The sequence below is a fragment of the Sphingomonas sp. Sphisp66 genome (assembly GCF_047324325.1).
GTDB lineage: Bacteria > Pseudomonadota > Alphaproteobacteria > Sphingomonadales > Sphingomonadaceae > Sphingomonas.
The window spans coordinates 2133041-2157168 of record NZ_CP168508.1 but is presented as its reverse complement, the minus strand read 5'-3'; the positions used below and the strand labels follow the sequence as shown (position 1 = coordinate 2157168).

General features: G+C 63.2%; 19 protein-coding genes and 1 tRNA gene. 9 read left to right on the top strand and 11 right to left on the bottom strand.

Annotated features, from left to right (window positions below; translation table 11 throughout):
- Nucleotides 1-12 precede the first annotated feature (12 nt).
- Both ACEN8G_RS10490 and ACEN8G_RS10485 read right to left on the bottom strand, forming a co-directional pair.
- Nucleotides 13-2013: a hypothetical protein gene (locus ACEN8G_RS10490; RefSeq protein ID WP_413415571.1), complete on the bottom strand. Its 2001-nt coding sequence runs from the start codon at nt 2011-2013 to the stop codon at nt 13-15.
- A 112-nt stretch (nt 2014-2125) separates the two neighbouring features.
- A complete protein-coding gene (locus ACEN8G_RS10485; RefSeq protein ID WP_413740777.1) occupies nt 2126-3172 on the bottom strand; it encodes a hypothetical protein in 1047 nt (348 codons plus the stop codon).
- 216 nt (nt 3173-3388) lie between these two features.
- Here ACEN8G_RS10485 and ACEN8G_RS10480 point away from each other — a divergent pair, with 216 nt between their 5' ends.
- Nucleotides 3389-4585 (top strand): DUF6161 domain-containing protein, encoded by a 1197-nt coding sequence (locus tag ACEN8G_RS10480; protein ID WP_413414043.1) that lies wholly within the window; start codon nt 3389-3391, stop codon nt 4583-4585.
- Between the two features lie 194 nt (nt 4586-4779).
- On the opposite strand, the gene ACEN8G_RS10475 is transcribed toward ACEN8G_RS10480, so the two are convergent.
- Nucleotides 4780-4977, bottom strand: coding sequence for a helix-turn-helix transcriptional regulator (locus ACEN8G_RS10475; protein WP_413414042.1), 198 nt, complete (start codon nt 4975-4977; stop codon nt 4780-4782).
- Between the two features lie 469 nt (nt 4978-5446).
- On the opposite strand from ACEN8G_RS10475, the gene ACEN8G_RS10470 reads away from it, so the two are divergent.
- Both ACEN8G_RS10470 and ACEN8G_RS10465 read left to right on the top strand, forming a co-directional pair.
- Complete coding sequence (locus tag ACEN8G_RS10470; protein ID WP_413414040.1) at nt 5447-5692, top strand: RNA polymerase sigma factor; 246 nt, start codon at nt 5447-5449, stop codon at nt 5690-5692.
- A gap of 61 nt (nt 5693-5753) precedes the next feature.
- Nucleotides 5754-6650: a HEPN domain-containing protein gene (locus tag ACEN8G_RS10465; RefSeq protein ID WP_413414038.1), complete on the top strand. Its 897-nt coding sequence runs from the start codon at nt 5754-5756 to the stop codon at nt 6648-6650.
- Between the two features lie 30 nt (nt 6651-6680).
- Here the strand turns inward: ACEN8G_RS10465 and ACEN8G_RS10460 are convergent, their stop codons facing one another.
- The 6 genes from ACEN8G_RS10460 to ACEN8G_RS10435 form a co-directional block, all read right to left on the bottom strand.
- Complete coding sequence (locus ACEN8G_RS10460) at nt 6681-6860, bottom strand: hypothetical protein (protein ID WP_413414037.1); 180 nt, start codon at nt 6858-6860, stop codon at nt 6681-6683.
- Between the two features lie 284 nt (nt 6861-7144).
- The gene (locus ACEN8G_RS10455; RefSeq protein WP_413414036.1) at nt 7145-9487 is read right to left on the bottom strand and encodes a restriction endonuclease; all 2343 of its coding nucleotides are present in this window, start codon (nt 9485-9487) and stop codon (nt 7145-7147) included.
- A gap of 22 nt (nt 9488-9509) precedes the next feature.
- Nucleotides 9510-11768: an AAA family ATPase gene (locus ACEN8G_RS10450; protein WP_413414035.1), complete on the bottom strand. Its 2259-nt coding sequence runs from the start codon at nt 11766-11768 to the stop codon at nt 9510-9512.
- A 393-nt stretch (nt 11769-12161) separates the two neighbouring features.
- Nucleotides 12162-12236 (bottom strand) — tRNA-Glu (locus ACEN8G_RS10445).
- An 83-nt stretch (nt 12237-12319) separates the two neighbouring features.
- Nucleotides 12320-14083, bottom strand: coding sequence for a single-stranded-DNA-specific exonuclease RecJ (recJ, locus tag ACEN8G_RS10440; RefSeq protein WP_413414034.1), 1764 nt, complete (start codon nt 14081-14083; stop codon nt 12320-12322).
- Nucleotides 14084-14142: 59 nt separating this feature from the next.
- Nucleotides 14143-14304 (bottom strand): hypothetical protein, encoded by a 162-nt coding sequence (locus ACEN8G_RS10435; protein ID WP_413414033.1) that lies wholly within the window; start codon nt 14302-14304, stop codon nt 14143-14145.
- Between the two features lie 234 nt (nt 14305-14538).
- Between ACEN8G_RS10435 and smpB the strand changes: the two genes are divergently transcribed.
- From smpB to ACEN8G_RS10410, 5 genes are all read left to right on the top strand, one after another.
- Complete coding sequence (gene smpB / locus ACEN8G_RS10430; RefSeq protein ID WP_413414032.1) at nt 14539-15021, top strand: SsrA-binding protein SmpB; 483 nt, start codon at nt 14539-14541, stop codon at nt 15019-15021.
- Nucleotides 15014-15571, top strand: a complete 558-nt coding sequence (locus tag ACEN8G_RS10425) for a DUF2062 domain-containing protein (RefSeq protein ID WP_413414031.1) — start codon at nt 15014-15016, stop codon at nt 15569-15571. Before smpB ends, ACEN8G_RS10425 begins: the two co-directional genes overlap by 8 nt.
- Nucleotides 15572-15866: 295 nt before the next feature.
- The gene (locus ACEN8G_RS10420) at nt 15867-17951 is read left to right on the top strand and encodes a M13 family metallopeptidase (RefSeq protein ID WP_413414030.1); all 2085 of its coding nucleotides are present in this window, start codon (nt 15867-15869) and stop codon (nt 17949-17951) included.
- 203 nt (nt 17952-18154) lie between these two features.
- Nucleotides 18155-20551, top strand: a complete 2397-nt coding sequence (locus tag ACEN8G_RS10415; RefSeq protein ID WP_413414029.1) for a response regulator — start codon at nt 18155-18157, stop codon at nt 20549-20551.
- 40 nt (nt 20552-20591) lie between these two features.
- Nucleotides 20592-20954: a response regulator gene (locus ACEN8G_RS10410; protein WP_307118983.1), complete on the top strand. Its 363-nt coding sequence runs from the start codon at nt 20592-20594 to the stop codon at nt 20952-20954.
- A gap of 42 nt (nt 20955-20996) precedes the next feature.
- On the opposite strand, the gene ACEN8G_RS10405 is transcribed toward ACEN8G_RS10410, so the two are convergent.
- Nucleotides 20997-21659: a hypothetical protein gene (locus ACEN8G_RS10405; RefSeq protein ID WP_413414027.1), complete on the bottom strand. Its 663-nt coding sequence runs from the start codon at nt 21657-21659 to the stop codon at nt 20997-20999.
- 152 nt (nt 21660-21811) lie between these two features.
- Between ACEN8G_RS10405 and ACEN8G_RS10400 the strand changes: the two genes are divergently transcribed.
- Nucleotides 21812-23401 carry a PQQ-dependent sugar dehydrogenase gene (locus ACEN8G_RS10400; protein WP_413414026.1) on the top strand — a complete coding sequence of 530 codons (1590 nt, stop codon included), beginning with the start codon at nt 21812-21814 and terminating at the stop codon, nt 23399-23401.
- 2 nt (nt 23402-23403) lie between these two features.
- Here the strand turns inward: ACEN8G_RS10400 and ACEN8G_RS10395 are convergent, their stop codons facing one another.
- Nucleotides 23404-24120: an MOSC domain-containing protein gene (locus ACEN8G_RS10395; protein ID WP_413414024.1), complete on the bottom strand. Its 717-nt coding sequence runs from the start codon at nt 24118-24120 to the stop codon at nt 23404-23406.
- Between the last annotated feature and the right edge of the window lie 8 nt (nt 24121-24128).

Genomic DNA, 24128 nt, shown 5'->3' with positions numbered 1-24128 from the left:
CCAGTCCAACCCCTAGGCCGCTTCCCACACCTGATTGAGTATCTTTGCGGCCAGTTCAGCTTTGTCCTGTGGCAAAAACCGGCCGTAGTGCTTCGCGACCATGTCGGGTGTGTCCTGGATCGCGTAGCTGGCCTGCTCATAGGAACCGGTCTGCTTCAATATGTGGGTCGCGAGGACATCGCGGATATTGTGAGGGCCATGCGGCAGCAGCCCGGCAATGGCACCTCTGCCGGTGTACGGGTTGAAGATCCCATAGCGCTGGATCACCAGGCGCCAGGCTTCGTAAAAGGTGTTCTGATCGTAGGCAGCGTTTTGGCTGGTAGTTTTCACTGTCTTCACGAAGAAGGTGCCAGGGTCTGGCGCGCCGCGCAGCAGCGTCGGGCGATGCTCGCTGATATAGGCCGCGATATGCTCATACAGGCCGCCCAGGTTGGGAAGGACGAGCCGGAAAGGGCGATTGCCGAAGAAAGATGAGGTGCTGTTCTTGAACGCGACCGCGGGGATAAGAACCTCCCAGCCGGCATCCCTCTCACTCCATCTCAGTTCTCCAACTTTCCGCGTTTCCAGCTGTCGTTCGGGCGTCGGCAAGCGATTGCGCGGGCACACGAGTAGCTGGCGCAGGTTCTTTTGCCGGAGGCCAAGGTGCAGGCCCAATCGCAGCATCAGGAATGCGCGGACAGTTTCGGCGGCGGCGCGGGGATAGTGCCGCTTGTCCGGCATGAGGCGAAGAACTTCCTCCGTGATGCGGCGGTACTCGGCAACCGGGCTACGAGCCTCGAGCACGGTCAGGATTGGCTCGAATGGATCGCGGTGGACCCGCGCTACGCGCTCGATCTCCTTTGATCGCGCTAGCGCGAATGTCTGGAAGCGATCACAGGCTTCATCCCAGTTGGTTGTCGCTTCGTCCAATTCGGCTTGGCTGACGAGCCCTCGTATCGGTCGCAAACGCTTGCCGACCTCCGGATGCTGTCGCAGCCAGCCAGAACCCCGCCGTGTGAGCGCCAGGCCGAGCTGAAGCATGTTCACCTCCCACGATGTGTAGAAGCCACGCCGCCGCTCGCGCCATTGGACATACCAGTCCCACACGGCAGGAAACACGAGAATGCCCATGCCGAGAGAGGTCAGCGGAACGCCTCGTCCCTCGACCGCCCCGCGGGGAGATGCAGCAAGGGCTCCGAACAGGAGGCCTAGATGCTCGACCTTCTGCAGTGCCGTTTCGTCATTCCAGACGCCTGACCGCTGATAGCCGATGGTGGTCAGGGTCGCGGTCTTGAACCGGATGAGCGCCTCGACTTCCCGCGCCAAGGCCGGAGGCGCGTCGACCGTTCCAACCGCGAGTTCATACTCCACGTCGTCGCGATCCTGGCAATCCTCGATGTCATCGTCCTCATCCGCCGTAGTCAGCACGGGGGCAGGGCGCCTGCCGGTCAGTTCGGGAAAGCGGATGGCGTATCGCAGCTTCACAGCTTGCGCTTGAAACCGGCGGTATTCGGTAGAGCCCGAGATTATCACGCGCCGGACCCATTCGAGGATTTCCTCTCGCTCCCGCATAGGGCGCTGATCGAAGTCATCGGGCAGGTGCCAGGCGAGACGCCGGCGCTCGGCCCGATCGATGCCGACGGATTGCGCGTGCCCGGTGGGTGCCCGCGCCGGATGCGGGAGTTTGGACCGAAAATAGTCAGAGGGCAGGCGGTAGCGGCGTTCGATGCGTCCCAGGATCAAGTAGCTCAATGCGGACCGGGGAAATTTCCGGCCGGCGCGCCACTCCCGGATGGTGGTGCGATTGAAGCTCTCGCCCGGTTGTTCGACCGCCCGATGTAGATGCCAGATGGTATCTCCGTGTCGATCCATGTGAAGCGAAAGTGCCTCGCTGAAATCGGCCGGGTCGTCCCACTCGGTGGAATTGGGCTCTGGAAATTCGATGATCGGCTTGGGTTCGACGCCTCGCTTCTTTCGCGTTGTTTGAATGCCTTGTTCGATACTGACATTCGGTTGGTTCTGACGCGAAGACACCCACAGGCTCCTGATAGTTTTGGGGAGCGCGGCCATAGCGGATGCATCTTGTTACGGAAGCGATATGATTGGCTTTAGGGTCATTCGATCCATTCTCAGCCGATAGGCGGGCCTATGGCCGATGGAATTGAAAGCTGCTTCCTCGACCCGCTTGCTCTATTGCGGCCTTGACGAGGGCGTCGACATATCTTCGATCCAAGTTCCAACCCGACAGTTGCCCGTCTACCAGTTCGACAAAGTCGGAAACGGGGCTGGTGTCGCTTGCTGCGCGCGCGGCCTCGATAAAGCTCCCAGTGGGCGCGTGCAGGAAGAAGTCGATCGTCCAGGCGGGCGAGCAGCGTTCGAAGGCCGGTGGGGCGATCGGCTCGCCAACTGGCGAGCGGACAAGATAAGTCTTCTCTTCGAGATTGAAGCAACTCAAATACAGATCGCGGCCGTGGTACCGGGCGAAGAAGGATCGGCCTGAATTATAATATTGGCCATCGGCTTCGATCCGCCACGCACGGAACAACAGCCTATCGCATTTGCGGAAACCCCAATTCTCGTCAGGATAGGCGACCTCGAATCCGCCGCCCCAAGAGTTTTCGAGCCCCGCCCCAGCGATCCATTGAATCGCCATGGCACGCGCGCCGAAACGTAGCGCAATCGCTCGCGCAAGCATTCCGTCGGCGCGCTCCTGGCCGGGCAGAATTTCTGGATGGCTCTGGAGATACTCGAAGAATTCGCCCTTGCCGGATCCCAGTAGGTAGATGCGCTTGCCGTCGAGCTCGAACCCCCTGGTTCGGATACAGATGGGGTGCACCGAATTGTCGTGGATGACGAGCGCGAGCATCTCATCGTCCTCCCCCGAAGTGGCGAACAACTCCCATATCGCATCGCCCTCAGTAAAATCCTCTTGCTTCTCGGGGAGCATCCGGTCGAGTTCCTGCAGGATCCGGTGCGCATTGGCGCTGCTGCCCGCCCAAGCGACCATAAACCATGGCCGGACGATAACGAGCTTCTGCGCGAGCCCACGAGCGAAATGATCTTCGAGACCGGGGGCGAGGTCGGAGACGGGGCGGGTTGGGAGGTCCACCGGGGCAGGCACGCGCCAGGATACCAGCAGATCTCCGATAAACGCCGGCATGCCGCCGACGCTGACTCCAGCGACAAGAGTCATATCTCTTCCTCCGTATGGGCGTTATTCGGATCGTCGTTTCGATAAGCAAAATTGTGGAGCATGCGGGCGGCGCTCTCATCGCTGTTGTTGGCGTCACGCAGCGTATCGGCGAACATGCTGCCATTAAATCAGGTGGGAGGTACGCTCCAATTCTATTCTTCCGTTTCTCACGCTAGATTGTCTGTAATCAACTCGGTGTGGAAAAAGGGGGGTGAAATGGCGGAAGAACTTTCGGCGGAAGTGGAGATCGCAGAGGATAAATCACTGCTCTTCCGCCGCTGGAGCCAAATTGAGAGCTTCCTGAAGCATGAAGCTCAGGAATGGGCGTGGCTTGAGCCAAACAATCAGGCTACCGATCAATTTGGCGTGGCGTCCCATGTACATAACCAGATTCAGGATGCGCTCGGCGAGGTCGCCAATTGGAAAAGCGCGAACGAACCGGTGGTTTTCGCGAATGACATGTTGGCGCGCTTCTCGCCCAACGGCACTGTGTTCCCAAGCACCTCGCCAACTGGAATCCGTATCCTCGATATACGAGCGCATGTGGGAGACCGTGCCGCTGCTTTCGCGTATGGTTTAGAGCGGCGCATGTATGGTTTGGACCGTGCGAACTGTCCCGAGCATCTGCGCGGTGCCATGCTAACCGCATTTCCTGGAATGGCCGATCCCACGCAGTTGGCCGAGCGGATGAACAAGGAACGTTCGAACTATCGCTACGCTATACAGACGGCGACACAGCGGCTGGAAGATGAGCGTATCGAGCAGGCCAAACAGGCCGTCGACTTTCTTGCCAAAGCGCGTGGCATCACGGCAAGGGCTTTGCAGCTTCGCGCTCATTTCTGGAAGTCCGCAACTACCAAGTGGCAGGGTGAAGCGGATGCGGCGGTGGCCGACATTCGCGCGACGGAAAGTGCATATAAGGAGGCCATGAAACTCCAAGCCTCGGTTGAATATTGGCGTACGAAGGCCACAGATCACGGCGCCAAGGAAAGCGAGGCCATCGGTCGGCTTAAGGTATTTTTCCCGATCGCGCTCCTCGGAATGATCGCTGCATTTGGGCTGTCTGGTTTTATCGTCATCTCAGATGCAAATGCTAACCACGGCAATGTTCCAACTGCACTCTATGTAGTTCTATCGGGCGGTTTGGCAGTCTTCACGACCATGGTGTTTTGGATCGGGAGATTGCTCACAAAATTGTATCTCAGCGAGCATCACTTGCGCAACGATGCGGAAGAACGGGCCGTGATGACAACAACCTATCTCGCGCTCACTAAGGAGCATGCGGCGGAGGAAGCTGACCGCCAAATCGTCCTCACCGCGCTGTTCCGCAGCACGCCGGATGGGATCGTTAGGGACGATGGCCCAGTTGACGCATCGATTCAGGCTCTCGTAGCGAAGGCTTTGGCCAGATAGTAGCACAAGAACCGGACAGAACGGGGACGCAAACAACCCGTTCTATCCGGAATATAGGCGCGGTGATGCCCGGGCCCATTATCAACGCCGTGCGATTACAACGAAGGCGACACCCACCCGCATGACCTCCGACGGGTTCGGGGAGAATTGTATAACCGATAGGGCTTGTTGCCGAAGTGATATGACCCGCTTCGTCATTCGACCTGATAGGTCATGGGGTTCTTGAGCCATTCGCGGACTTCGGATTCTCTCCAGCCGGCGCAGCGGTCACTGATTGCAATCTGCTTGGGAAAGCGTCCGGTGCTGATACGTCGGTAGAGCGTAGAACGGCTGAGGCCGGTTCGGTCCAAGACCGCGTTCAGTCGAAGGATGCGGTCGATCGTCTCTGACATGGTTGCCTCGCGAGCTGCGAAAGCCGGAGGTCTCGAACTGTTTCTCCACGGCCGACAAGCATGAATACGCGCCGTCGTAGCCGCGGTTAGAGAAACAGGTTGCGGCGTAGAGACCCCATCAGGGAGGGCGTCGCCGCGCTTCCGCGCGGCCGTGCTCTACGGCGCGTTGCGCCGCCGAGTCGCTTTGCGTCTCGGCCCATTCGGGTCACGATCACTGACGTTGGCCGGATCTGCGATCCAGCATGCGGACATCGCGCTGTCACGCGATGGCGCCATTTGCGGCCACGGCCAAGGGGGTGGGCGTCGCTTCCCTCTAGCCCCGCCGCGACGGCCCGCAACCCGGCTGCGCCGGGTCCTCCGCTTCGCTGCGGCCCTTCGGGTGCAGACCGCCTTCATCGGCGGCGCTGCCGGTGCGCTCTTGCCGCCCACCCCCTTTTCCGGGGCCGGATGCGGTAAGAGGAGAAGGAAGATGCGCAAGTTCCTGGCGCTGTTTCGCTCGCGCCGAGCGGATCAGCTTCTGGCCCGGATGGAGGGCGAACTGAGGCGGATGGACCCGGCAACGCGCGAGGTGTTCCTGCTGCACCGGCTGGACGATCTGGCGTATCCGGTTATCGCCGAGAAGCTGGGGATCGGAGTGGGCGAGGTCGAGCAGCGGATGGCGGAGGCCATTTTGCGGCTCACGCGGGTCTCTTCGACGGGGGCGGGGGAAGACTGAACGTCAAGCGGACGCGATAGGTCTTGCCTTCGCGTCCGCGCATGCCACAGGTTCGGCCACGATGTTACCGACGTCTCTCGATCATCTCCCCGCATCCCGGCAACGTGAACTTGTCCATGTCGCGCGGGTGCTGTGCGAGGAATTCGAAGCAGCCCATGCGCTCGGCACCAAGACATGGAAGAAGGCCGGGCGCATCTTCAAGATCGTACTCTACGGTTCCTTCGCCCGCGGCGACTGGGTCGACGATCCGGTCGGCGGCTATCAGTCCGATTACGACATCCTCGTCGTCGTCAACGATGAGCGCCTGACCGAGTTCGAATATTGGTCCGCCGCTGAAGATCGGCTGATGCGCGATGCGAGCATCACCAAGGCGCTGAGCGCACCGGTCAATTTCATCGTCCATTCGCTCAGCGACGTGAACGCACAACTCGAGAAGGGGCGGCCCTTCTTCAAGGACATCGTCAGCCAGGGGATCGCGCTTTGCGAGGCCGAGGGGTTTCCCTTCGCGCAGCCGCGCGATCTACCGCCGGAGGAAGCGAAGGCGGAGGCTCGGAAGCACTTCGAAAAGTGGTTTCCGAGTGCCAGTGCATTCTTGCGGATGGCGGAAGGAGCACAAGCTGCTGGCGATCGAAATGAGGCGGCCTTCGTGCTGCACCAATCGGCAGAGCGCTTCTACCATTGCGCGTTGCTGGTCCTGACCCTCTACAGCCCCAAATCGCACAAGCTCAATTTCCTGCGCTCGCACGCCGAGGAAATTGCGCCCGAACTGATCGCCGCATGGCCGCGATCGGACAAGTTCAGCCGTCGCTGTTTCGAGCTATTGCGGCAGGCCTATGTGAACGCTCGCTACTCGCCGCACTATGAGATCAGTGACGACGCATTGCGCTGGCTGGCCGAGCGCGTCGCGGCGCTTCAGGAACTGGTTTGCGAAGTATGCGAGAGGCGCTTGGCGGGGTAGGGGCGATTGCTTCGACGAACGCGCACTCCGTCAACCAGCTCCCGCCCGGCTCATCGCCGCTTCCAGCCCATCATTGGCCAGCGCGTTTCCGTACCGTTCTCTCATAGCGTGATAGGCAGCGGACGCCCGGTCAAAATCGTCGGTCGCGAACAGGTGCTGGTCGCCGAATCTGTCCTGTGACCAGACCAGGAAAGCGCGCTGTTCTTCCACGGCTGATTCCCTTCGCAATCAGCGCCTTTTTGAGCGGCCGTCTTTAGCATCAATGGGGTTTGGGTCGGCAAGTTGGGTGGCAGTTTTGGATCGCGTTCGAGAGGTGCCGTATGTGGCCGGGACTACGATCGGATGGAGGGCGAGATAAAAGCACCGCCGTCGGTCGGGGCGCATGTGGTTGTGGAATAAGGGAAACGTGCGCCGTCACGCGAATGAGCTTGCCGTCGCCACGCTGAAATTTTCTAGAAATTTCAACGATTGAGGCGACGGCAGGGCAACGTTATCTAAAAGGGAATATCGTCCCAGAGATCCGCCGCGGGTGGCGCGCTCAAAGGTTTGCCATCGCTCGCCACAAGCGGCGCGAACAAGTTGTTGAGATCATCATTGTCGAAGGTTTCAAACGGGGCAGGCATGTCGCCTGTAACAGTCAGCGCCTCATCCTCTGTCGCCGCTTCGGCGACTTCGGCAATCCTCCGTTCGATCGCGTGCTTAGCCCTCGCAACGGCAGCACTGTCATACCCGACCCGCCCCGCGAGACTTTCGACGGTGGTCACATAATCGTTGAGCGTGGAATCGGAGTCCAGATGATCAAGATTGTCGGCGATATTCTCGATCATGCGAGGGATCGCCGTCGCAATATCGTCGGTAAACATCGATCCAAGAATCGCTATATTCTCGTCGATAGCTCCGATGAGCCCGTCTAAGGCATCAGGATCGACGTAATCGCTACCCAGCATTGCGTGTATCGCAGTTTCAATCTGATCTGCGAGTGGCTCGGTCTGCGCGCGCTCCTCATCGGTGGCGGTGCGTAGATCCACGAGTAGGTCGGGGAGCTTTCTCGAATCGGTCCACGGCGAAAAGCCATCGCGTGGCTCAGTCGCGATGGCCATTGCAGTCTCAAGAAAGAAGGGCAGTGGCGCGGTTCTCCACCAGCGCACGAGCATTTCCAGCCGGTCCGATGTGCCGGTGTCATAGGATCGCAGCATGTTGGTTTTGGTCGGGTGCTTTCGCCATCGCGAAATGCCGTTCAGCCGCCGGCATAATCCCTCGAAACCTGCAAGAAGGGCATGCCAGTCCGCGTTCGTCAGGTCCTCAACGCGGTCGAATTGTCGAGTGAGGCGTATCGCGGAGGACGCCGATGGCATGCCCGCAGCCAGGATGATCAGCAGAGTTTTTTCGCTGAGATAGCGGTTTAGATAATCTCGGACTGACGGGTTGACGAAGGAAAGTTGGCCATTTGCGATTGCGATAAAGCTGCCCTCGAGGCTCTTCACGCTCTCCTCGAAATCCTTGATGTCAGAGGAGAGACCGAAGGCGGCGCAGAGCAGCGGGTGAACGCCGTCAAAGATTTCACGGACGTCATCCAGTTCGGCGCCATATTCGGATGCGAAATACAGGGCGAATAGAAGGTGTTGGCAGCGCCGTGCAATATGATGACGAAACGCCTTGTCCCATACTAGGTCGGGGTTTTGCAGTGCGCTAAGGAGGGCAGGGGGATATTCCGCTGGGGTTAAATCGCCAATGTAAATGGCATCGGTCATCCGCTCGATAATCCGCGGATTGTAGTGCTTGTGGTCAACGATCTTGCGGATCGCTTGCTCTTCATAGAGTGCCCGAATGTGCTCCGTGGGAACGCCCGCGACGATCAGGTGATTATAAAGAATTCGCGCTCGGATTCGTCGGGTGTAGACACCCACGTCCAGAACATATCTCGTGACATCGAAATGTTGGTCGGCAAGCGATTCCGAAACCAGCTTAGCCTGTTCGTAAATGTAAGCGCGTGTGGTCAGGATAAACCGCGCGGTTGGTGTTAGCCGGACGCGCCGCATGAAGCGGGCGAAGTCCGTATCCTGGTTTGACAATGCCCGCTCGTCCAGTGCGATGCGCCCAAGGAAATCGTCGAAGAAGAAAAGTTGGCGGCGGCTATCATCGATACGCGCAAAGCCCTCGTCGAGGGCGCGGATCGCGACGAGGTCCCAGCCCTCGCCGATGTAGGCATAGGCCAGCATCTCGGCGAGGGTGGTCTTCCCCACGCCTGGTGGACCTGAAACGATCAGCACTCGATGTCGCTCAAGAACGGAACGGCCGGACGCGAAGCTCGGATTTTCGGCGTAAACGTTGAGTTTGGCGGTGATTCCGGCACGCGTGATATTCGTGAAATTGTGGGATGCCGCGTTCAAGATCCGTTCGAGGACTGCGGTATCTGAAAGCCAGAGCTTTACGTGGCTCTTGGCAACGTCGTCATGGCGCCTCAGAAGCCCGTTCAGATCCTCAAAGCTGATGATGTCGTCACTCGCCAGGCACGCTGGACCGATAATGCTGCGGAGCGCAGTCTTGTTGGTTGGAGTGAGCGAGACCGAGGTGACAAGTATATAGCGATGGGGCGCTAGCTGGTCGATCGCAAGCCGTTCCCGGCGCATGGTCCGAGCGAGTGCGGCAAAGCCGGAAATCCGGTAGTGCTTCGCCTGCAGGATGATCGTCTCTCCGGAACGTGCGTGCCGACCATCAATTCCGCCATCGGGGCCCGGGCCGAATGCTTCGAACCGGCACGCGAGTTCACGGCCGAGGAGGTCGCGAGCAAGATCTTCGAAATCAGCCGGAGACAGCGAGGCGAGGCTATAGGTCATGGCAAAATCTTGCTAATCACGCCTATGCTTCGGACAGCATTTTTAGTCCGGCATAATGCAACGGCGCGACCGCCTCGATCATCTCGAGCAAGTAGGTGGTGTTCTTTTGCGCTTCGGCCACCAGGGCTGGATCGAAACTCTTGCCGGTGTGGTGCGATAGGTCGTTGGCAAACTTGTAAATCGCCGTTTTCTTGTGAGGGTCAAAGCCCGTTTCCTCCAGCTTCATGTAGAGGCTTTTGCTAGATGGAACGTGGAAATCGAGGAAGGTCTCCAGGACTTTTCGGGCAATGTTCGGCACATGATAGCATCCGAGGATCGTGCCGTCGGATTTGAACGTGTAGAGTACCTTGAAGAGGTAGTGATACTCGGTCGCGTGCTCGATCAGCAGCCTGTCAAGCGGCGCGAGGCGGGCCGATTGCCCGTTCTCCGTTTCGGTGCAGAGTACCATCGAAAACGTCTTATCCGCTTTGGGGCCTGGTACGTTCCTAACCCAATTGATCAGCAATCGCAGGAACTCGAAGTTGTGGGTTAGGATAAAGACCTGTTTGGCCCCTTGAACGCTGTTTTTGAGGAACGAAAACGCCTGATAGATCGCTGACGCATCGAGGCTGGAGATCGGATCATCAATGACGACAACGCCCTCGGCGAGATCGAAGTCCTGATCCTTGAGCTGGACGAGAAAGTATAGAAAGGCGATGGCCGTCTTCTCGCCTTCGCTCAGCCGCTTGGCGGGCTTACCGCGTCGGAGGACGCGGTAGCCATCGGCGCTAGACTCGAATCGCAGGTCAGTGCGGCCGAGAAACTGCGTCAGGTGGTCGGTAAGGTCAGCTCCGCCTGCGTGTTCATTGGAAACCTTCGCCTGCTTGTCGATGATCGACTGCGACAGTTCGGCGAGGCTTCGCTTGTCAGTCAGCGTCTCTCCGCCGTTGGCCAACAACTGGATTTCCGCTTTCAACGCGACGATGCTGTCGGAAAGTTCGTCGACCTGATCCTTGATTGTCAGAAGGTAGTGGGCCTCGACGGCGTCACGGGCGGCGGCCTTCTCTGCGTCAAATGCTTTCGACTTCTCGTCGTGACGCTTCATGATGTCTGCGACGCGTTGCAGACCGGCGCTAAGCGGCTCTGTGCTGGACTCCAACGTTGGCTCATACGGGGTCGTGCGCTGGGTCAGCTTGACCCCGAGCGCGCCGTCAATTTCTTCCAACTTTTCTGCCAGACAGACGGTTTGCTTGCGGACCTCTCCAATCGCCGTGTCATAGTCCGCGCGTAGCTCCGAATAGAGCGCAAGCCGGTCCGGCAGTTCGACCCGACCTAACGCCTCAATGATCTCAGCAAGCGAAGCTCGTTCGGCTTCGATCTCCTCTTTTAGCTTTTGGTCTTCGACGCTGAAATGGTCCGCTAGCGCCTGTAGGCGAGCAGAAGACAATGGCTGGTCGCAGAATTCACAGCTTGCCGACGCGTGTTCTTTATGGAGCTTGATTCCGTCCTCGACCCAGGTCGCAACCGAAGGCTTCCTCGCAAGCCTTTCGATGACGGCTGACTGCGCTGTCTTGCTTGTTAGAATCTTAGCCCGCTCGGCGGCGCCGGAGGCGGCGTCGATGACGCCGATTGGGCTGGTTCTTCCGGCTTGCTGAACGGTGGGCTGATTAAGCGAACCAAGAGCAGGCATTTCCTCCTGACGCACCGTCGCGCGGTGGATCTCAAGCTCATTGTCGCTGAGAGACTTTGTCTCATTGGTCAGCTTGGCAAAAGCGGATTCCGCGTCAGGCTTGCGATAGGTGCGGAGCATGGAGCCGCTGGTGGCTTCGCCAATCGTCTGGGCGATCTTCGAGAAGACTTTTCCCTTGTCTCCTTCGAGCTTCGTCGCTGCCGCAGTCTGGGTTTGAATAGTGGCTTCGCGACCATCTCGGCTTAAGATCTCGTTCTTCAGCTCCTCCGCGATTGCTTTGTTTTCTTCACCGAGAATGAGAATGTGGCGGAGTGGGCCGTCGAAGCGGCCGATATTCGCATCGACGTAGTCGCTGTTGAAGACCCTGACCTTGCGCAGATACTTTTGGCCATGCGTCAGCTGCCCTGATTGCGTTTCAACGCTGAACTCGAGAGCGGGGTGATCCGGATGTGTTCCGGCTTGCAGACAGGCCAGCAAACGCGAAAGCGTGGTCTTACCGGAGCCATTCTCGCCGTAGACGACGTTGAAGCGGCCAAACGCGGGGAAATCCGCCGCCGCAGAATAGCTGTCGAAGATCCCGAAGCCTTTGATCTTGTTTATCTGAGTAAGCACGACCCCTCCTATGCAAAGGCTAGCACATGCGAGGGGAAGAATCGAAGGTCAGACAAGGGCAATTTCCGAGTCCGTTCGAGAGTCAGTTTGCCACCGGACTTGCAACGCTGGCCTTAAGTCGGGCCGTGCAGAGTTTCGAAGCCCTCACCAGCTATTTAATGAGCACGAACCTCATTTCGGATACCATCACTCAAAGCCGCCTGTCAGCTTTTGGGCCTAGAGCCGTCATTAGCGGTTCAAGCAAAGACGTTCGCGAACATTGAACTGCGGTCGGCTGTCCAGGACATGCCAGAACATACCTCTAGAGCCGCTGAAAAGTGTGGGACGAAATGTGGGCACGGATTTGGTCACATCGTCCGAAACGGCGCTAACGCGCCATTTTCCGCTTGACGATGGTGACCCCTACGGGAATCGAACCCGTGTTTCAGCCGTGAAAGGGCCGCGTCCTAACCGCTAGACGAAGGGGCCATGCCGAAGCGTGGAGGCGGCCAGTTAGGGAAGGATCGGCACGCGGTCAAGCGGCTTGATTGATCCTTTTCCCGATTATTCGCCTAATCCGCCCAGGCCGCGTCCTCGACATGCAATTCGGCGGCGGGGCGGGAGCCCCAGTCGTCGATCCTGGCGCGTCCGGCGAGCCACAGCTTGCGGTGGCGCGGGGCGGAGAGCAGCGCCGCGCCCAGCTCGGTATCGGCCTGGCGGAAGGCGACGGCCTTGAGGCTGCGCCCGTCCGGGCCCGAGACGATCAGCCGGACATGCCCGCCCGATCCGACCACATCGGCCTTGATCACCGTCACCGGCCCGGCGACGACACGCGGGGCGGGCCAGCCCATGCCATAGGGGCCGCCGACTTCCATCGCATTGACCAGGTCGGGGCAGACGCCGCCCGGCGCCACCACCGCGTCGAGCAGCAGCGCGCGCTCGCCCATCGCCTGCGTCACCCGCTCGGCGAGCCGCTCCTCGAGGAATTCCACGAACGCATCGAGCTTGTCCGCCTCGATCGTCACGCCACAGGCCATGGCATGGCCGCCGCCGGCCGCGAGCAGCCCGGCATCCTTGGCCGCGAGCACCGCGGCGCCCAGGTCGACGCCCGGGATCGAGCGGCCCGATCCCTTGCCCACGCCGTCCTCGTCCAGCGCGATCACGATCGCCGGCCGGCCGAGCTTCTCCTTCAGCCGCCCGGCGACGATGCCGATCACTCCCGGATGCCAGCCCTTGCTCGCCACCACGATCACCGAGTGGTTGGCCTTGAGCAGGCTGATCTCCTCCGCCTCGGCCTGCACGCCCGCCTCGATCGCGCGGCGCTCCTCGTTGAGCAGGTTGAGCTCCTCGGCGATGGTCCGCGCCTCTTCAGGGTCGCGGGTGGTGAGCAGCCGCACGCCCAAGTCCGACCGGCCGACCCGTCCGCCGGCATTGATCCGCGGCCCGAGCGCGAAGCCGAGATCGGTGCAGGTCGGTGCGCGGGTTAGGCGGGAGGCCTCGATCAGCGCGTTGAGCCCGATGTTGCGGCGCTGCGCCATCACCTTGAGGCCCTGGGCGACAAAGGCGCGGTTGAGCCCGCGCAGCGCCGCGACGTCCGCTACGGTGCCCAGCGCGACGATGTCGAGCAGGTCGAGCAGCTTGGGCTCGGCCCGGCCGGCGAACCAGCCGCGAGCGCGCAGCGTGCGGACCAGCGCCGCCCCAAGCAGCCAGGCCACCCCGACCGCTGCCAGATGGCCATGCGCGGCGCCCTCGTCCTCGTCGAGCCGGTTGGGGTTCACCAGCGCGAGCGCCACGGGCAGCTCGGTGGTGCATTTATGGTGATCGACCACGATCACCTCGGCGCCGGCGTCGCGGGCCATCTCCAGCGCTTCGAAGGCCTGGGCGCCGCAATCGACCGTGACGATCAGGCTCGCGCCTTCGCCCTTGAGCCGCACCAGCGCCTCGCCCGAGGGGCCATAGCCTTCCATCAGCCGGTCGGGGATATAGGGGCGGGCCTCGAGGCCCAGATCCCTCAGAAGTAATATGAGGAGTGCCGCGGAAGTAGCGCCGTCGACGTCGTAATCGCCGAAGATCGCCACCTGCTCGCGCTTCTCGACGGCGTCGGCGAGCCGCTCGGCGGCCTTGTCCATGTCACGGAAGATCGAGGGGTCGGGCATGAAGGCGCGGATGCTCGGCGCCTTGTGCATGTCGAGCTCCTCGCGCGCCACGCCACGGGCGAGGAGCAGCTGGGTGACCAGGTCATCAGGCACCAGCCCGCCGCGTGAATCGCTGGCGAGCCCGCGCCAATGCCAAGGCTGGCCGGTGATCGAACGCTGGATATTGAGTACGACGGACATCGGAACAGCTATGGAACAGGGCAGGGGGTCTGTCCATCGCCACCCCGCGCGCTATCCTGCTATTCCGCCGGCTGCTGGGTCACCTGCTGGAGGCGCCGGGCATAGGCCTGGGCGAACTGGTCGTGGATCCGGGCGATGCCGGGATCGGTGGCGGCGCGCGCCTTCTCCGCGCTCAGGCGTTGTCGGCGTTCGAGATATTCGCGGTCGTTCTGCGGGGGCATTTGAAAGCTCCGGCTTCAAGCGGCAGCTCTCCCGTTGCTGTCATTCGGCACCGTGCTCGTTCCGGGGGGCGCCAATGCATTGTCTATACGCCCATCTGCCGGACCCCGCATGCATCTGGATCAAGATGCAAACGCTTCGTCGCATTTACCGCACCGCCCGCGTCCAACCGATTTTCCGCTTGCGAACCACCCGGGCTGGCGCTCGCCGGATTACATGCCTACATCGCGCCCCTTATGGCTCGTCCACGTCCCTCTCCCGAGAAAGTGAAGACCGTCGCTGAGAACCGGCGCGCGCGTTTCGATTATTTCATCGAGCACGTCTATGAGGCCGGTATCGCTTTGACCGGCACCGAGGTGAAGTCGCTGCGCTTCGGCGAGGGCTCGATCACCGAAGCCTATGCCGAGGTGGGCGATAGCGGCGTCTGGCTGGTCAACTCGAACATCCCCGAGTTCAGCCATGGCAACCGCTTCAACCACGAGCCCAAGCGTCCCCGTAAATTGCTCCTTCATGAGCGTGAGATAAACAAGCTCCATGGCGCGGTGGCGCGCGAGGGCATGACCCTGGTGCCGCTGTCCATCTATTTCAACGGACGGGGCCGCGCGAAGGTCGAGCTCGCGCTGGCAAAGGGCAAGAAGACGCATGACAAGCGCGAGTCGATCAAGGAACGGGATTGGAAGCGCGAGCAGGGACGCCTGCTCCGCGGCGGCCGTGACTGATACCGCGTCCCCGGCCGACAAGTCGCGCTTCCGTCGCTGGCTCGACAAGGCGACGCCCAGCCGCGAATCGGTGGAGACCAATCGCTGGCTGCGCCCGGTGGCGAACCGGGTGATGCATTCGTCGCTCTGGCGCTTCACCCGCCGATCGGTACCCCGCGGCGTGGCGCTGGGCGTGGTGACCGGCGTGCTGGTCCCGATGGGCCAGATCCCCGCCTCGGCCATTCTCGCGCTGCCCTTGCGCGCCAATATCCCGGCCGCCGCGGCGACCACCTTCATCACCAATCCCTTCACCACGCCGCCGCTCTGGGTGGCGGCCTATTGGCTCGGCAGCTGGATGATCGGCCCGGGCGAAGTGGTGGCCAAGGCGCAGGTGATCGAGCAGAGCTGGAGCGACTGGCTGGTCCACCAGGCCGGGCCGGCGACGCTCACCGGGCTCGTCACCATCACCGGTGCGCTGGCGCTGATCGGCTATTTCGGCACCGCGCTGGCGTGGCGGCTGTGGATCGCCCGCAAGTGGAAGCGGCGCCAGGCGGCGAGGGCTGCGGTCTGACCGCGAACGTTCGCTTCCGTTAGGAGGCGGAGGCTCCGTCTCTCAGTTCCCCGGCGAAGGCCGGGGCCCAGTATCGGCGCAGCCGGTTGGGGTGGTCAGTCCTCTCGAACGACATTGCAACTGGACCCCGGCCTTCGCCGGGGAACAGGGGAGGCAAGATGCACTCCGCCTCCACTGTGCAACCAACCAGAAACATAATTGGTCACTCGAGCGTAACAATGTTGCGCCGAGTCGATTGACGGAGCGTATCGACGGCGTAAGACAGCGCGCACCAACTCGTTCGGGGGTCTCCTCAATGCGCCTGTCGCTCCTCACCACCACCTTCCTCGCTGCGCCCGTCCTGCTCGCCGGCTGCGCGCACAACCAGCCGCTGCCGACCGCCCCGGTCGAGGCCGCGCCCGTCACCGAGGCGGAAGCCGCACCGCCGCAGCCGGAGAAGCCCAAGCCGGTCTATGGCAGCTATGGCTTCGACACCGCCGGCATGGACACCGCGGTGAAGGCGGGCGACGATTTCTACAACTACGCCAACGGCGCCTGGGCGAAGAACACCCCGATCCCGGCCGACAAGTCGAACTATGGCTCGTTCAACATCCTGGACGACAACGCCAAGAAGCAGACGCACGAGATCCTCGACGCCGCCAAGGGCGACCCGAACTCGAAGATCGGCACCGCCTATGCGACCTATCTGGACACCGCCGCGATCGACGCCAAGGGCCTGGCACCGGCCAAGCCCTGGATCGACCAGATCAAGGGCCTGAAGGCCAAGGCCGGCTACCCTGCGCTCGCCGCCGCCGCCCGCCGCAACGGCGTGGGCGTGCCCTTCGGCGCCTATGTCGGCCAGGACGACAAGGAGCCGGAAGTCTATGCGCTCAGCCTCGGCCAGGCCGGACTCGGCATGCCGGACCGCGACTATTATCTCTCGAAGGACGCCAAGTTCCTCGAGACCAAGGCCGCCTATGAGAAGCATCTCGCCGCGCAGCTGACCAATGCCGGCGAGCCCAATGCCGCCGCGCGCGCCAAGGCGATCGTCGCGTTCGAGACGAAGATCGCCGCGGTCCAGTGGACCCGGGTCGAGAGCCGCGATGCGAGCAAGACCTACAACAAGATGACCGTCGCCCAGCTGCAGAAGTCGGCGCCGGGCTTCGACTTCAAGGCCTTCTTCGCCGCCGGCAAGTCGCCGGTCGATACCGTGATCGTCGCCCAGCCGAGCGCGATCACCGGCATCGCCAGGCTGATCCAGCAGGCACCGCTCGACGTGCTCAAGGACCAGCTGCTGGTCCGCACGCTCGACGGCTTCGCCGATGTGTTGCCGAGCGCCTTCGACAAGGAGCAGTTCGCCTTCTACGGCACCACCCTCTCGGGCACGCCGGAGCAGGAGGAACGCTGGAAGCGCGCGGTGGACTTCACCACCGGCGCGCTCTCGGACGACGTCAGCCAGGTCTATGTCGCGAAGTATTTCCCGCCCGACACCAAGGCGGCGGCCGACAAGCTGGTGAAGAACGTCATCGCGGCGATGGACCGCCGTATCGACAAGCTCGAGTGGATGGCGCCCGAGACCAAGGTCAAGGCGCATGCCAAGCTTGCCGCCTTCACCCCGAAGATCGGCTATCCGGACCGCTGGCAGGACTATGGCTCGCTGACGATCACCGCCGGCGACGCGTTCGGCAACAGCGTCCGCGCCAACAACTGGGGCTATGACGACAATATCGCGAAGCTCGGCCAGCCGATCCGTCGCTGGGAGTGGGGGATGACCCCGATGACGATCAACGCCTATGCCAATTTCGGCATGGTCGAGATCGTCTTCCCGGCTGCGATCCTGCAGCCGCCCTTCTTCGATCCGAACGCCGATCCGGCGGTCAATTATGGCGGTATCGGCGCGGTGATCGGCCATGAGCTGAGCCATCATTTCGACGACCAGGGCGCCAAGTACGACAAGGAAGGCCGCCTGACCGACTGGTGGACCCCCGCCGACGTCGCCGCCTTCAAGGCGCGCACCGATGCGCTGGTCGCCCAGTACGACCAGTACGAACCGCTTCCCGGCATGAAGGTGAAGGGCGCGCTGACGCTCGGCGAGAACGTTGCCGACCTGGCCGGCCTGACCGTCGCCTATGACGCGTACAAGGCCTCGCTGAACGGCCAGGAAGCCCCGGTACTCGACGGCTTCACCGGCGACCAGCGCTTCTACCAGGGCTGGGCCCAGGTATGGCGCCGCAACTATCGCGAGGCGAACCTGCGCCAGCGCCTGCTGACCGACCCGCACTCGCCCTCGCAGCAGCGCGCTTGGGTCGTCCGCAACCTCGATCCCTGGTACGGGGCCTACAACCCCGATCCCGCGACCAAGCTGTTCCTGGCGCCGAACAAGCGCGTCCGGATCTGGTGAATCCTATCTCCCTCTCCCCTTGTGGGAGAGGGAAGGGGCCCGCGCCGAAGGCGTGGGAAGGGTGAGGGGGCTTAGCCGACCTCTCACCCATGTCCCCCTCATCCTTCCCACTCGCTACGCGAGCGGGCCCCTTCCTTCTCCCACAAGAGGAGCAGGACTTTTGAGCGCTTGACCCGCGCCCTCTGACCGAACATCGGTGGCGCATGGCCACGTTGCCCGCGCATAGCCCGATATCGCCGTCCCGCCGCTGGCTGCCCTTCGCGGCGGCGGTCCTCGCGGGCATCTTCGCGGGCGCGGTGATCCTGCTCACGCTGAACGACCGCGCCGTCGCGGTAGGCTTCGTCGCCGCGGGCGTGCTCGCCGCCGGCGCGCTCTGGGGCGCGCGCAAGCTCTTCCATGCCGATGCCGCCGCCGAGCAGCCGGTCGATTGGTCGGTCGCCCAGGCGCTCGCCGCCGCCAGCGACGATGCGCTCGCCGTCACCGACCGGGCCGGCCGCCTGGTCTGCGCCAACAGCCGCTTCGAGGCGCTGTTCGCCGGCTGGCCGACCCCGCCCAACCTCCCCATCAGCGACGCCGCCGTCGCCGCGCTCGGCACCGCCGCTCGCACCGCCTGGCGCGACGGCGAGGCGCGTGAGGACGGCATCCAGGTCTTCGGCGCTCCCGTCTCGGCCCGCGTCCAGCGCGTCGGCGAGGAATCGCTGGTCTGGCGCTTCATCGGCGTCCAGGCGCTCGACCTCGCCAGCCAGACCCAGGCGCTGATCGACGGCCATACCGGCGACCGGCTCGGTTCCTCCGGCATCATGGCCGCGATGGTCTCGCCCGAGGGTCGCGTCCGCGCCGCCAACCGCGTGTTCCGCCTGCGCGCGATGGGCAGCGGCGAGGCGGCGGTGGAGGGCAGGGACTTCGCCCGCTTCCTGATCACCGATTCGATGGGCCTGGTCCGCTTCGAGCGCGAGGGGCTGCAGGGTAACCCGCTCCGCGTGCTCCAGATCCCCTTCCTCGACGGGGAGGAGGCGCCGCTGCTCGTCGCCTTGCTCGACGAGGAGGTGGGTAACGCCCCCACGCCCGCGATCGGCGCGAGTGCCGGCGCGCATGTCCGCTCGCTGATCGCGCTGCTTCCGCTCGGCCTCGCCCTGGTCGACCGCGACGGCCGCTTCGTCAGCATGAACGACGCGTTCGTCCGCGCCACCCGGGTCAACGCCGCCGCCCCGCCGCTCTATCCGGGCGACCTGGTGGTGCGCGAGGACAAGGCCGCGCTCGCCGACGCCGTGCGACGCTTTGCCGGCGGTGCCCCGCAATCGGCCGAGATGACCGTCCGCATGTCCGATGCCCCCGACGAGCCCGTCTCGATCGGCATCGCCGGGGCGCGCGGCCTGGGCGATGCCGCGGTGCTGATCAGCCTCAAGGACTCCGGCGAGGAGTCCAGGCTCAAGCGCCAGGTCGCCCAGGCGACCAAGATGCAGGCGGTCGGCCAGCTTGCCGGCGGTGTCGCGCACGACTTCAACAACATCCTCACCGCGATCATCGGGCACTGCGACCTGATGCTGATGCGCCATTCACCCGGCGACAGCGACTATGACGACATCCAGCAGATCCGCGCCAACTCCAACCGCGCCGCCTCGCTGACCCGCCAGCTGCTCGCCTTCTCGCGCCAGCAGACCTTGCGCCCGCAGCTGCTCCAGCTGCCCGACGTGATCTCCGAAGTCTCCAACCTGCTCAAGCGCCTGCTCGGCGAGACGGTCCGGCTCGAGGTCAAGCATGGCCGCAACCTGGGCCCGGTCCGCGCCGATCCCGGCCAGCTCGAGCAGGTGGTGGTCAACCTCGCGGTCAACGCCCGTGACGCGATGCTGTCGAGGAACCCCAGCGGCGGCGGCACGCTGACGATCGAGACGATGGCGGTGCCCGCCTCGGAGGTCCGCCGCATGGACGACGACGTGCTGCCGGTCGGCGACTACACCGCGCTGCGCATCGCCGACAACGGCACCGGCATCCCGCCCGAGATCCTCGCCAAGATCTGGGAGCCCTTCTTCACCACCAAGGAAGTCGGCAAGGGCACCGGCCTCGGCCTGTCGACCGTCTACGGCATCATCAAGCAGTCGGGCGGGTTCATCTTCGCCGACAATGCGCCGGCGGGCGGCGCGGAGTTCACCATCTACCTGCCGGTCCATGCCGCGACAGAGGCGCCGGTGCCGGCCAAGCTGCCCGGCGTGAAGGAGAAGCCGGTCGATACCTGGGGCACCGGCACGATCCTGGTGGTCGAGGACGAGGACATGGTCCGCGCCATTGCCGAGCGCGCGCTCACCCGCCAGGGCTATACCGTGGTCACCGCCGACAATGGCGAGGCCGCGCTGGAGCTGATCGAGACGATCGAGCGTCCGGACCTGCTGATTTCCGACGTCGTCATGCCGGTGATGGACGGGCCGAGCATGGCGCGCAGGATTCGCGCCAAATATCCCGACCTGCCGATCCTGTTCATGTCGGGCTATGCCGAAGAGCAGCTGCGCAAGTCGATTGATCTGGAGCAAGTTTCCTTCCTGCCGAAACCTTTTTCGGTACAGCAACTTGCGGAAGCCGCGCGGGAAGTGCTCGCGCCGAAATAAACCCTTGGCGTCCCGCGGCTTTTTTGCGATGGAACCGCATATGCCGGGGCCTCAGAAAATACTGATCGTCGAAGACGAGCCGCTCATCGCGATGATGCTCGAGGACTTTCTCGACGCGCTCGACCGCGCCGTCGCCGGGACCGCGGACAGCGTCGCCACCGCGCTCGAGCTGGTCGAGGCCGGCGGGATCGACGCGGCGATCATGGACATCAACCTGCGCGGCGGCGAGACCAGCTGGCCGATCGCCGATGCGCTCACCGCGCGCGGCATCCCCTTCGTGCTCGCCACCGGCGGGGCAGGGGACATGGTCGCGGAGGCCTATCGCGATCGCCCGGTGCTCTCCAAGCCGTTCACGATGGACAGTGTCGAGAAGGTGCTCGACAGCCTCGTCGGCGCGGCCTGAACCCGGCCAGCCCTGCCTGCTCCCAAGCCTTCTGGGGGGCAGTCAGTTCTTGAACAACTGATCCACGCTCTTCCCCGAGGCAAGCGCCGCCGCAACCTTCCGCCGCGCCTCATGATAGACGAGCCCCGGCGTCGATTTCCCCGCGGCCCTGAGCGAAGCAGCCTGCGCGTCGGACAGGCTGCTCTCCTGCGCCACATGGTCGCAATAGCCCTCCACCTTCCAGGTCGCGAAGGCCCGCGCGGCCAGGCCGTAGCGCTGCTGGATCAGCAGGTGCGTCGTCTCGTGCGCGATCGTGCCGCTCAGCGTGCGCCGGTTGCCGATCGCGGCGCTGTTCTCCACCCCGTCCCCGGCGATCGAGGCGCGGTTGACCACGATGTTCGTCGAGAAGGGCCGCGTCACTGCGAAGGCGCCGTGCGAGGTCGGCAGCGAGAGCAGGTTCCACCGCCAGCCGCCATCGGTAAGATAGATCGCCCTCGGGCCCAGCGGCGCCACGATCGCGCTCGCGGCATTGCGCTTCGCCGCCCGGTCGAGGATCGCAGGCATCTCGGGCCCGATCGGTGACACCGAATAGACCGTGATCTCGCCGAATTGCGCGCGATGGGGAAAGGCGAGCACCGCAGGCACATAGACTATGGTGCCCAGCACCCCGGTTACGGCCAGCGCGCCGCCGCCCAGCCAGCGATTGAGCTTGCGAAGATCGGTCATGCAGTTCCTCCCGAAAGTGAAACTGCCCAAGTCGTCGTCCGCCCGCAAGTCGCCGGAAAGAAAGATGTTTCGCAGTTGTTTCCACTCATGTCACGACTTGATCGAAACCGCATGCTGGATCATTCTACGCCTCACAAAGAGGGGAAATCGAAATGCTTCTGTATCGTTCGCTGCTCGCGGGCGCCGCTCTCGCGCCGATGCTGTTCCTCACCGCTTGTGACGGCGGCGGTTCGAACGGCGGCGGTTCGCCCACGCCCACCCCGACCACCACGCCGACCCCGACCAACAGCGCGCCGGTGTTCAACTCGGCCACAGCGGTGAGCGTGGCGGAGAACACCACCACCTATTTCTACACCGCGACTTCCACCGACGCGGACGGCAACACGGTCACCTATTCGATCAACGGCGGCGCCGATGCGGCGCTGTTCCAGATCGACGCCACCGGCCATCTCTCCTTCCGCAGCGCGCCCGATTTCGAGGCGCCGCGCGATGCCGACCGCAACAACATCTACCAGGTGACGATCGCCGCGTCGGACGGCACCGCGAGTGCCACGCTGGCGCTCGCCGTCACCGTCACCGATTCAACGACTGGCAGCTACCATGTTCGTCAGCTCCATGTCGGCTTCAACAAGCCCACGAACCTGGTGCAGATGCCGGGCAGAGATGACGCGGTGTTCGTCACCCAGAAAAACGGCTATGTGAACGGGATGGGGATCAGCCAGCGCATCCTCGGAACGGGGCTGGCCGATGTTTCGTTGTTCCTCGATCTTCGCAGCGAGGTCTCGACCGATGCCGATGGAGGCCTGATCGGCATCACGGCGGACCCGCAGTTCGAGGGCAACGGCTATATCTATGTCGCGCTGACCACCCCGGCCCACAATCTCGAGGTGCGCCGCTACCGGACGTACGCCGGGACGCGCGCGATCGGCGATCCCAGTTCCGCGGACGTGATCCTTTCGGTCCCGACGCCCGACAACAACTTCACTGGCGGCTGGATCGGTTTCGGCCCGGACGGCTATCTCTACGTCACCACCGGCAGTGGCCCCAATCCCGGCTCGAATCCGAACGACCTGTTCGGCAAGGTGTTGCGCATCGACGTGCGCAGCGACGCCTACCCCGCCGATCCGCTGCGCGACTATGCGATTCCCGCAGACAATCCCTTCGCAACCGCTGGCGGCCGCCCGGAGATTTGGGCGCTGGGCTTCCGCCAGCCGCGCCGCGCTGCCTTCGACAGCCTCAACGGTAACCTCTATGTCAGCGATTGGGGTGCACCGGTCGGCGGCTTCTTTGAACCTGAGATCAATATGATCCGGCCCCAGGACAAGGGGTTGGATTTCACCCCCTGGCGGGAGCGACTCGGCAGTTCGGCGCCCTTGCCGGCAGGGCAATTCTATCCGCTGTTCAGGCTGGGTTATGGCCTTTCGTCGCCGTCGCCGGCCGATCAGCTGACGCTGGCCACCGGCCCGGTTTATCGAGGCCCGATCGAATCGCTTCAAGGCAAGCTGTTCTACGGTTCCTACGTCCAGCGCCTGCTTGCGACCCGTAACGCCGCGCTGTTCGCGCAGAACACGGTTTCGCCGGAGGACGTTTATCCGCAGACGATTTTCCCGACTACCACACTGCCAGTCAACAATACCGACGCAGCGCCGATCGACCTGGTCTATGCCTTTGGCGAGGATGGCAAGCACAACCTCTATATTCTGCAGCCAAACGGCAAGGTTCTCATCGTCGAGCCCGATTGAGGTCAGTCTATCAGCCGGACCGGATCGCCCAGGCGGATGAGCCCCGGGCGCGCCGGTCCGGCATAGATGCCGTAGCAGCTGGCGAATTGCTGGGCGACCGTGCGCAGCACGCGCGGCTCCTTCGCGCCGGTATGCGGATCGATCGTCACGATCACGCAGCGCTTGATCGGATCGGCGCACTGCACCACCGCGCCGTCCTCGTCGCTGCCGAACGCCAGCCGCCGGCCTTGCCAGTCGCTGGCGGGCAGGTCGCTCTCCACGATCACGTTGATCCGGAACCTGTCGATATCGAGCACGCAGCCATGCGCCGCCTCCAGTGCGGCATGGCCGGCGCTGCTCTGGATCGACACCGGCATCGAATCATAGCAGCCCCGTGCCACCTGGATCAGCGCGGCGGGTTCCCCCGCGGCCGCTTCCAGATGCGCCTTGAGCATCGGATCGTGCAGCGAGAGCGTCGCGCCATCGGGGGTCTGGACGGCGATCGCGCTGGTCTTGGGCTTGCCCGGATCCTCGAAGCGCGCCTGGTGCAGCACCATCGCCGGCACCTCGCGCGCGGTCAGCCAGGGGAAGCGCGTGCCGTTCGCCGCGCGGACGAATGCATATTGCCGGTCGCCCTCGAGCCCCTGCCAGTCGAGCTCGGCCACGCCTAATTGCTCCCCGGCCATCGACTTCACCGGATAGCGATTGAGCGCGCTGACATGGCCGAGGATGCGAGTCATCGCGCGGC

Excerpts from the sequence above, each read along its gene's own strand:
- ACEN8G_RS10485 (WP_413740777.1), bottom strand. The coding sequence starts at position 3,172 with ATGACTCTTGTCGCTGGAGTCAGCGTCGGCGGCATGCCGGCGTTTATC.
- ACEN8G_RS10480 (WP_413414043.1), top strand. The coding sequence starts at position 3,389 with ATGGCGGAAGAACTTTCGGCGGAAGTGGAGATCGCAGAGGATAAATCA.
- ACEN8G_RS10475 (WP_413414042.1), bottom strand. The coding sequence starts at position 4,977 with ATGTCAGAGACGATCGACCGCATCCTTCGACTGAACGCGGTCTTGGAC.
- ACEN8G_RS10470 (WP_413414040.1), top strand. The coding sequence starts at position 5,447 with ATGCGCAAGTTCCTGGCGCTGTTTCGCTCGCGCCGAGCGGATCAGCTT.
- ACEN8G_RS10465 (WP_413414038.1), top strand. The coding sequence starts at position 5,754 with ATGTTACCGACGTCTCTCGATCATCTCCCCGCATCCCGGCAACGTGAA.
- ACEN8G_RS10455 (WP_413414036.1), bottom strand. The coding sequence starts at position 9,487 with ATGACCTATAGCCTCGCCTCGCTGTCTCCGGCTGATTTCGAAGATCTT.
- recJ (WP_413414034.1), bottom strand. The coding sequence starts at position 14,083 with ATGTCCGTCGTACTCAATATCCAGCGTTCGATCACCGGCCAGCCTTGG.
- ACEN8G_RS10435 (WP_413414033.1), bottom strand. The coding sequence starts at position 14,304 with ATGCCCCCGCAGAACGACCGCGAATATCTCGAACGCCGACAACGCCTG.
- smpB (WP_413414032.1), top strand. The coding sequence starts at position 14,539 with ATGGCTCGTCCACGTCCCTCTCCCGAGAAAGTGAAGACCGTCGCTGAG.
- ACEN8G_RS10420 (WP_413414030.1), top strand. The coding sequence starts at position 15,867 with ATGCGCCTGTCGCTCCTCACCACCACCTTCCTCGCTGCGCCCGTCCTG.
- ACEN8G_RS10415 (WP_413414029.1), top strand. The coding sequence starts at position 18,155 with ATGGCCACGTTGCCCGCGCATAGCCCGATATCGCCGTCCCGCCGCTGG.
- ACEN8G_RS10410 (WP_307118983.1), top strand. The coding sequence starts at position 20,592 with ATGCCGGGGCCTCAGAAAATACTGATCGTCGAAGACGAGCCGCTCATC.
- ACEN8G_RS10405 (WP_413414027.1), bottom strand. The coding sequence starts at position 21,659 with ATGACCGATCTTCGCAAGCTCAATCGCTGGCTGGGCGGCGGCGCGCTG.
- ACEN8G_RS10400 (WP_413414026.1), top strand. The coding sequence starts at position 21,812 with ATGCTTCTGTATCGTTCGCTGCTCGCGGGCGCCGCTCTCGCGCCGATG.
- ACEN8G_RS10395 (WP_413414024.1), bottom strand. The coding sequence starts at position 24,120 with ATGACTCGCATCCTCGGCCATGTCAGCGCGCTCAATCGCTATCCGGTG.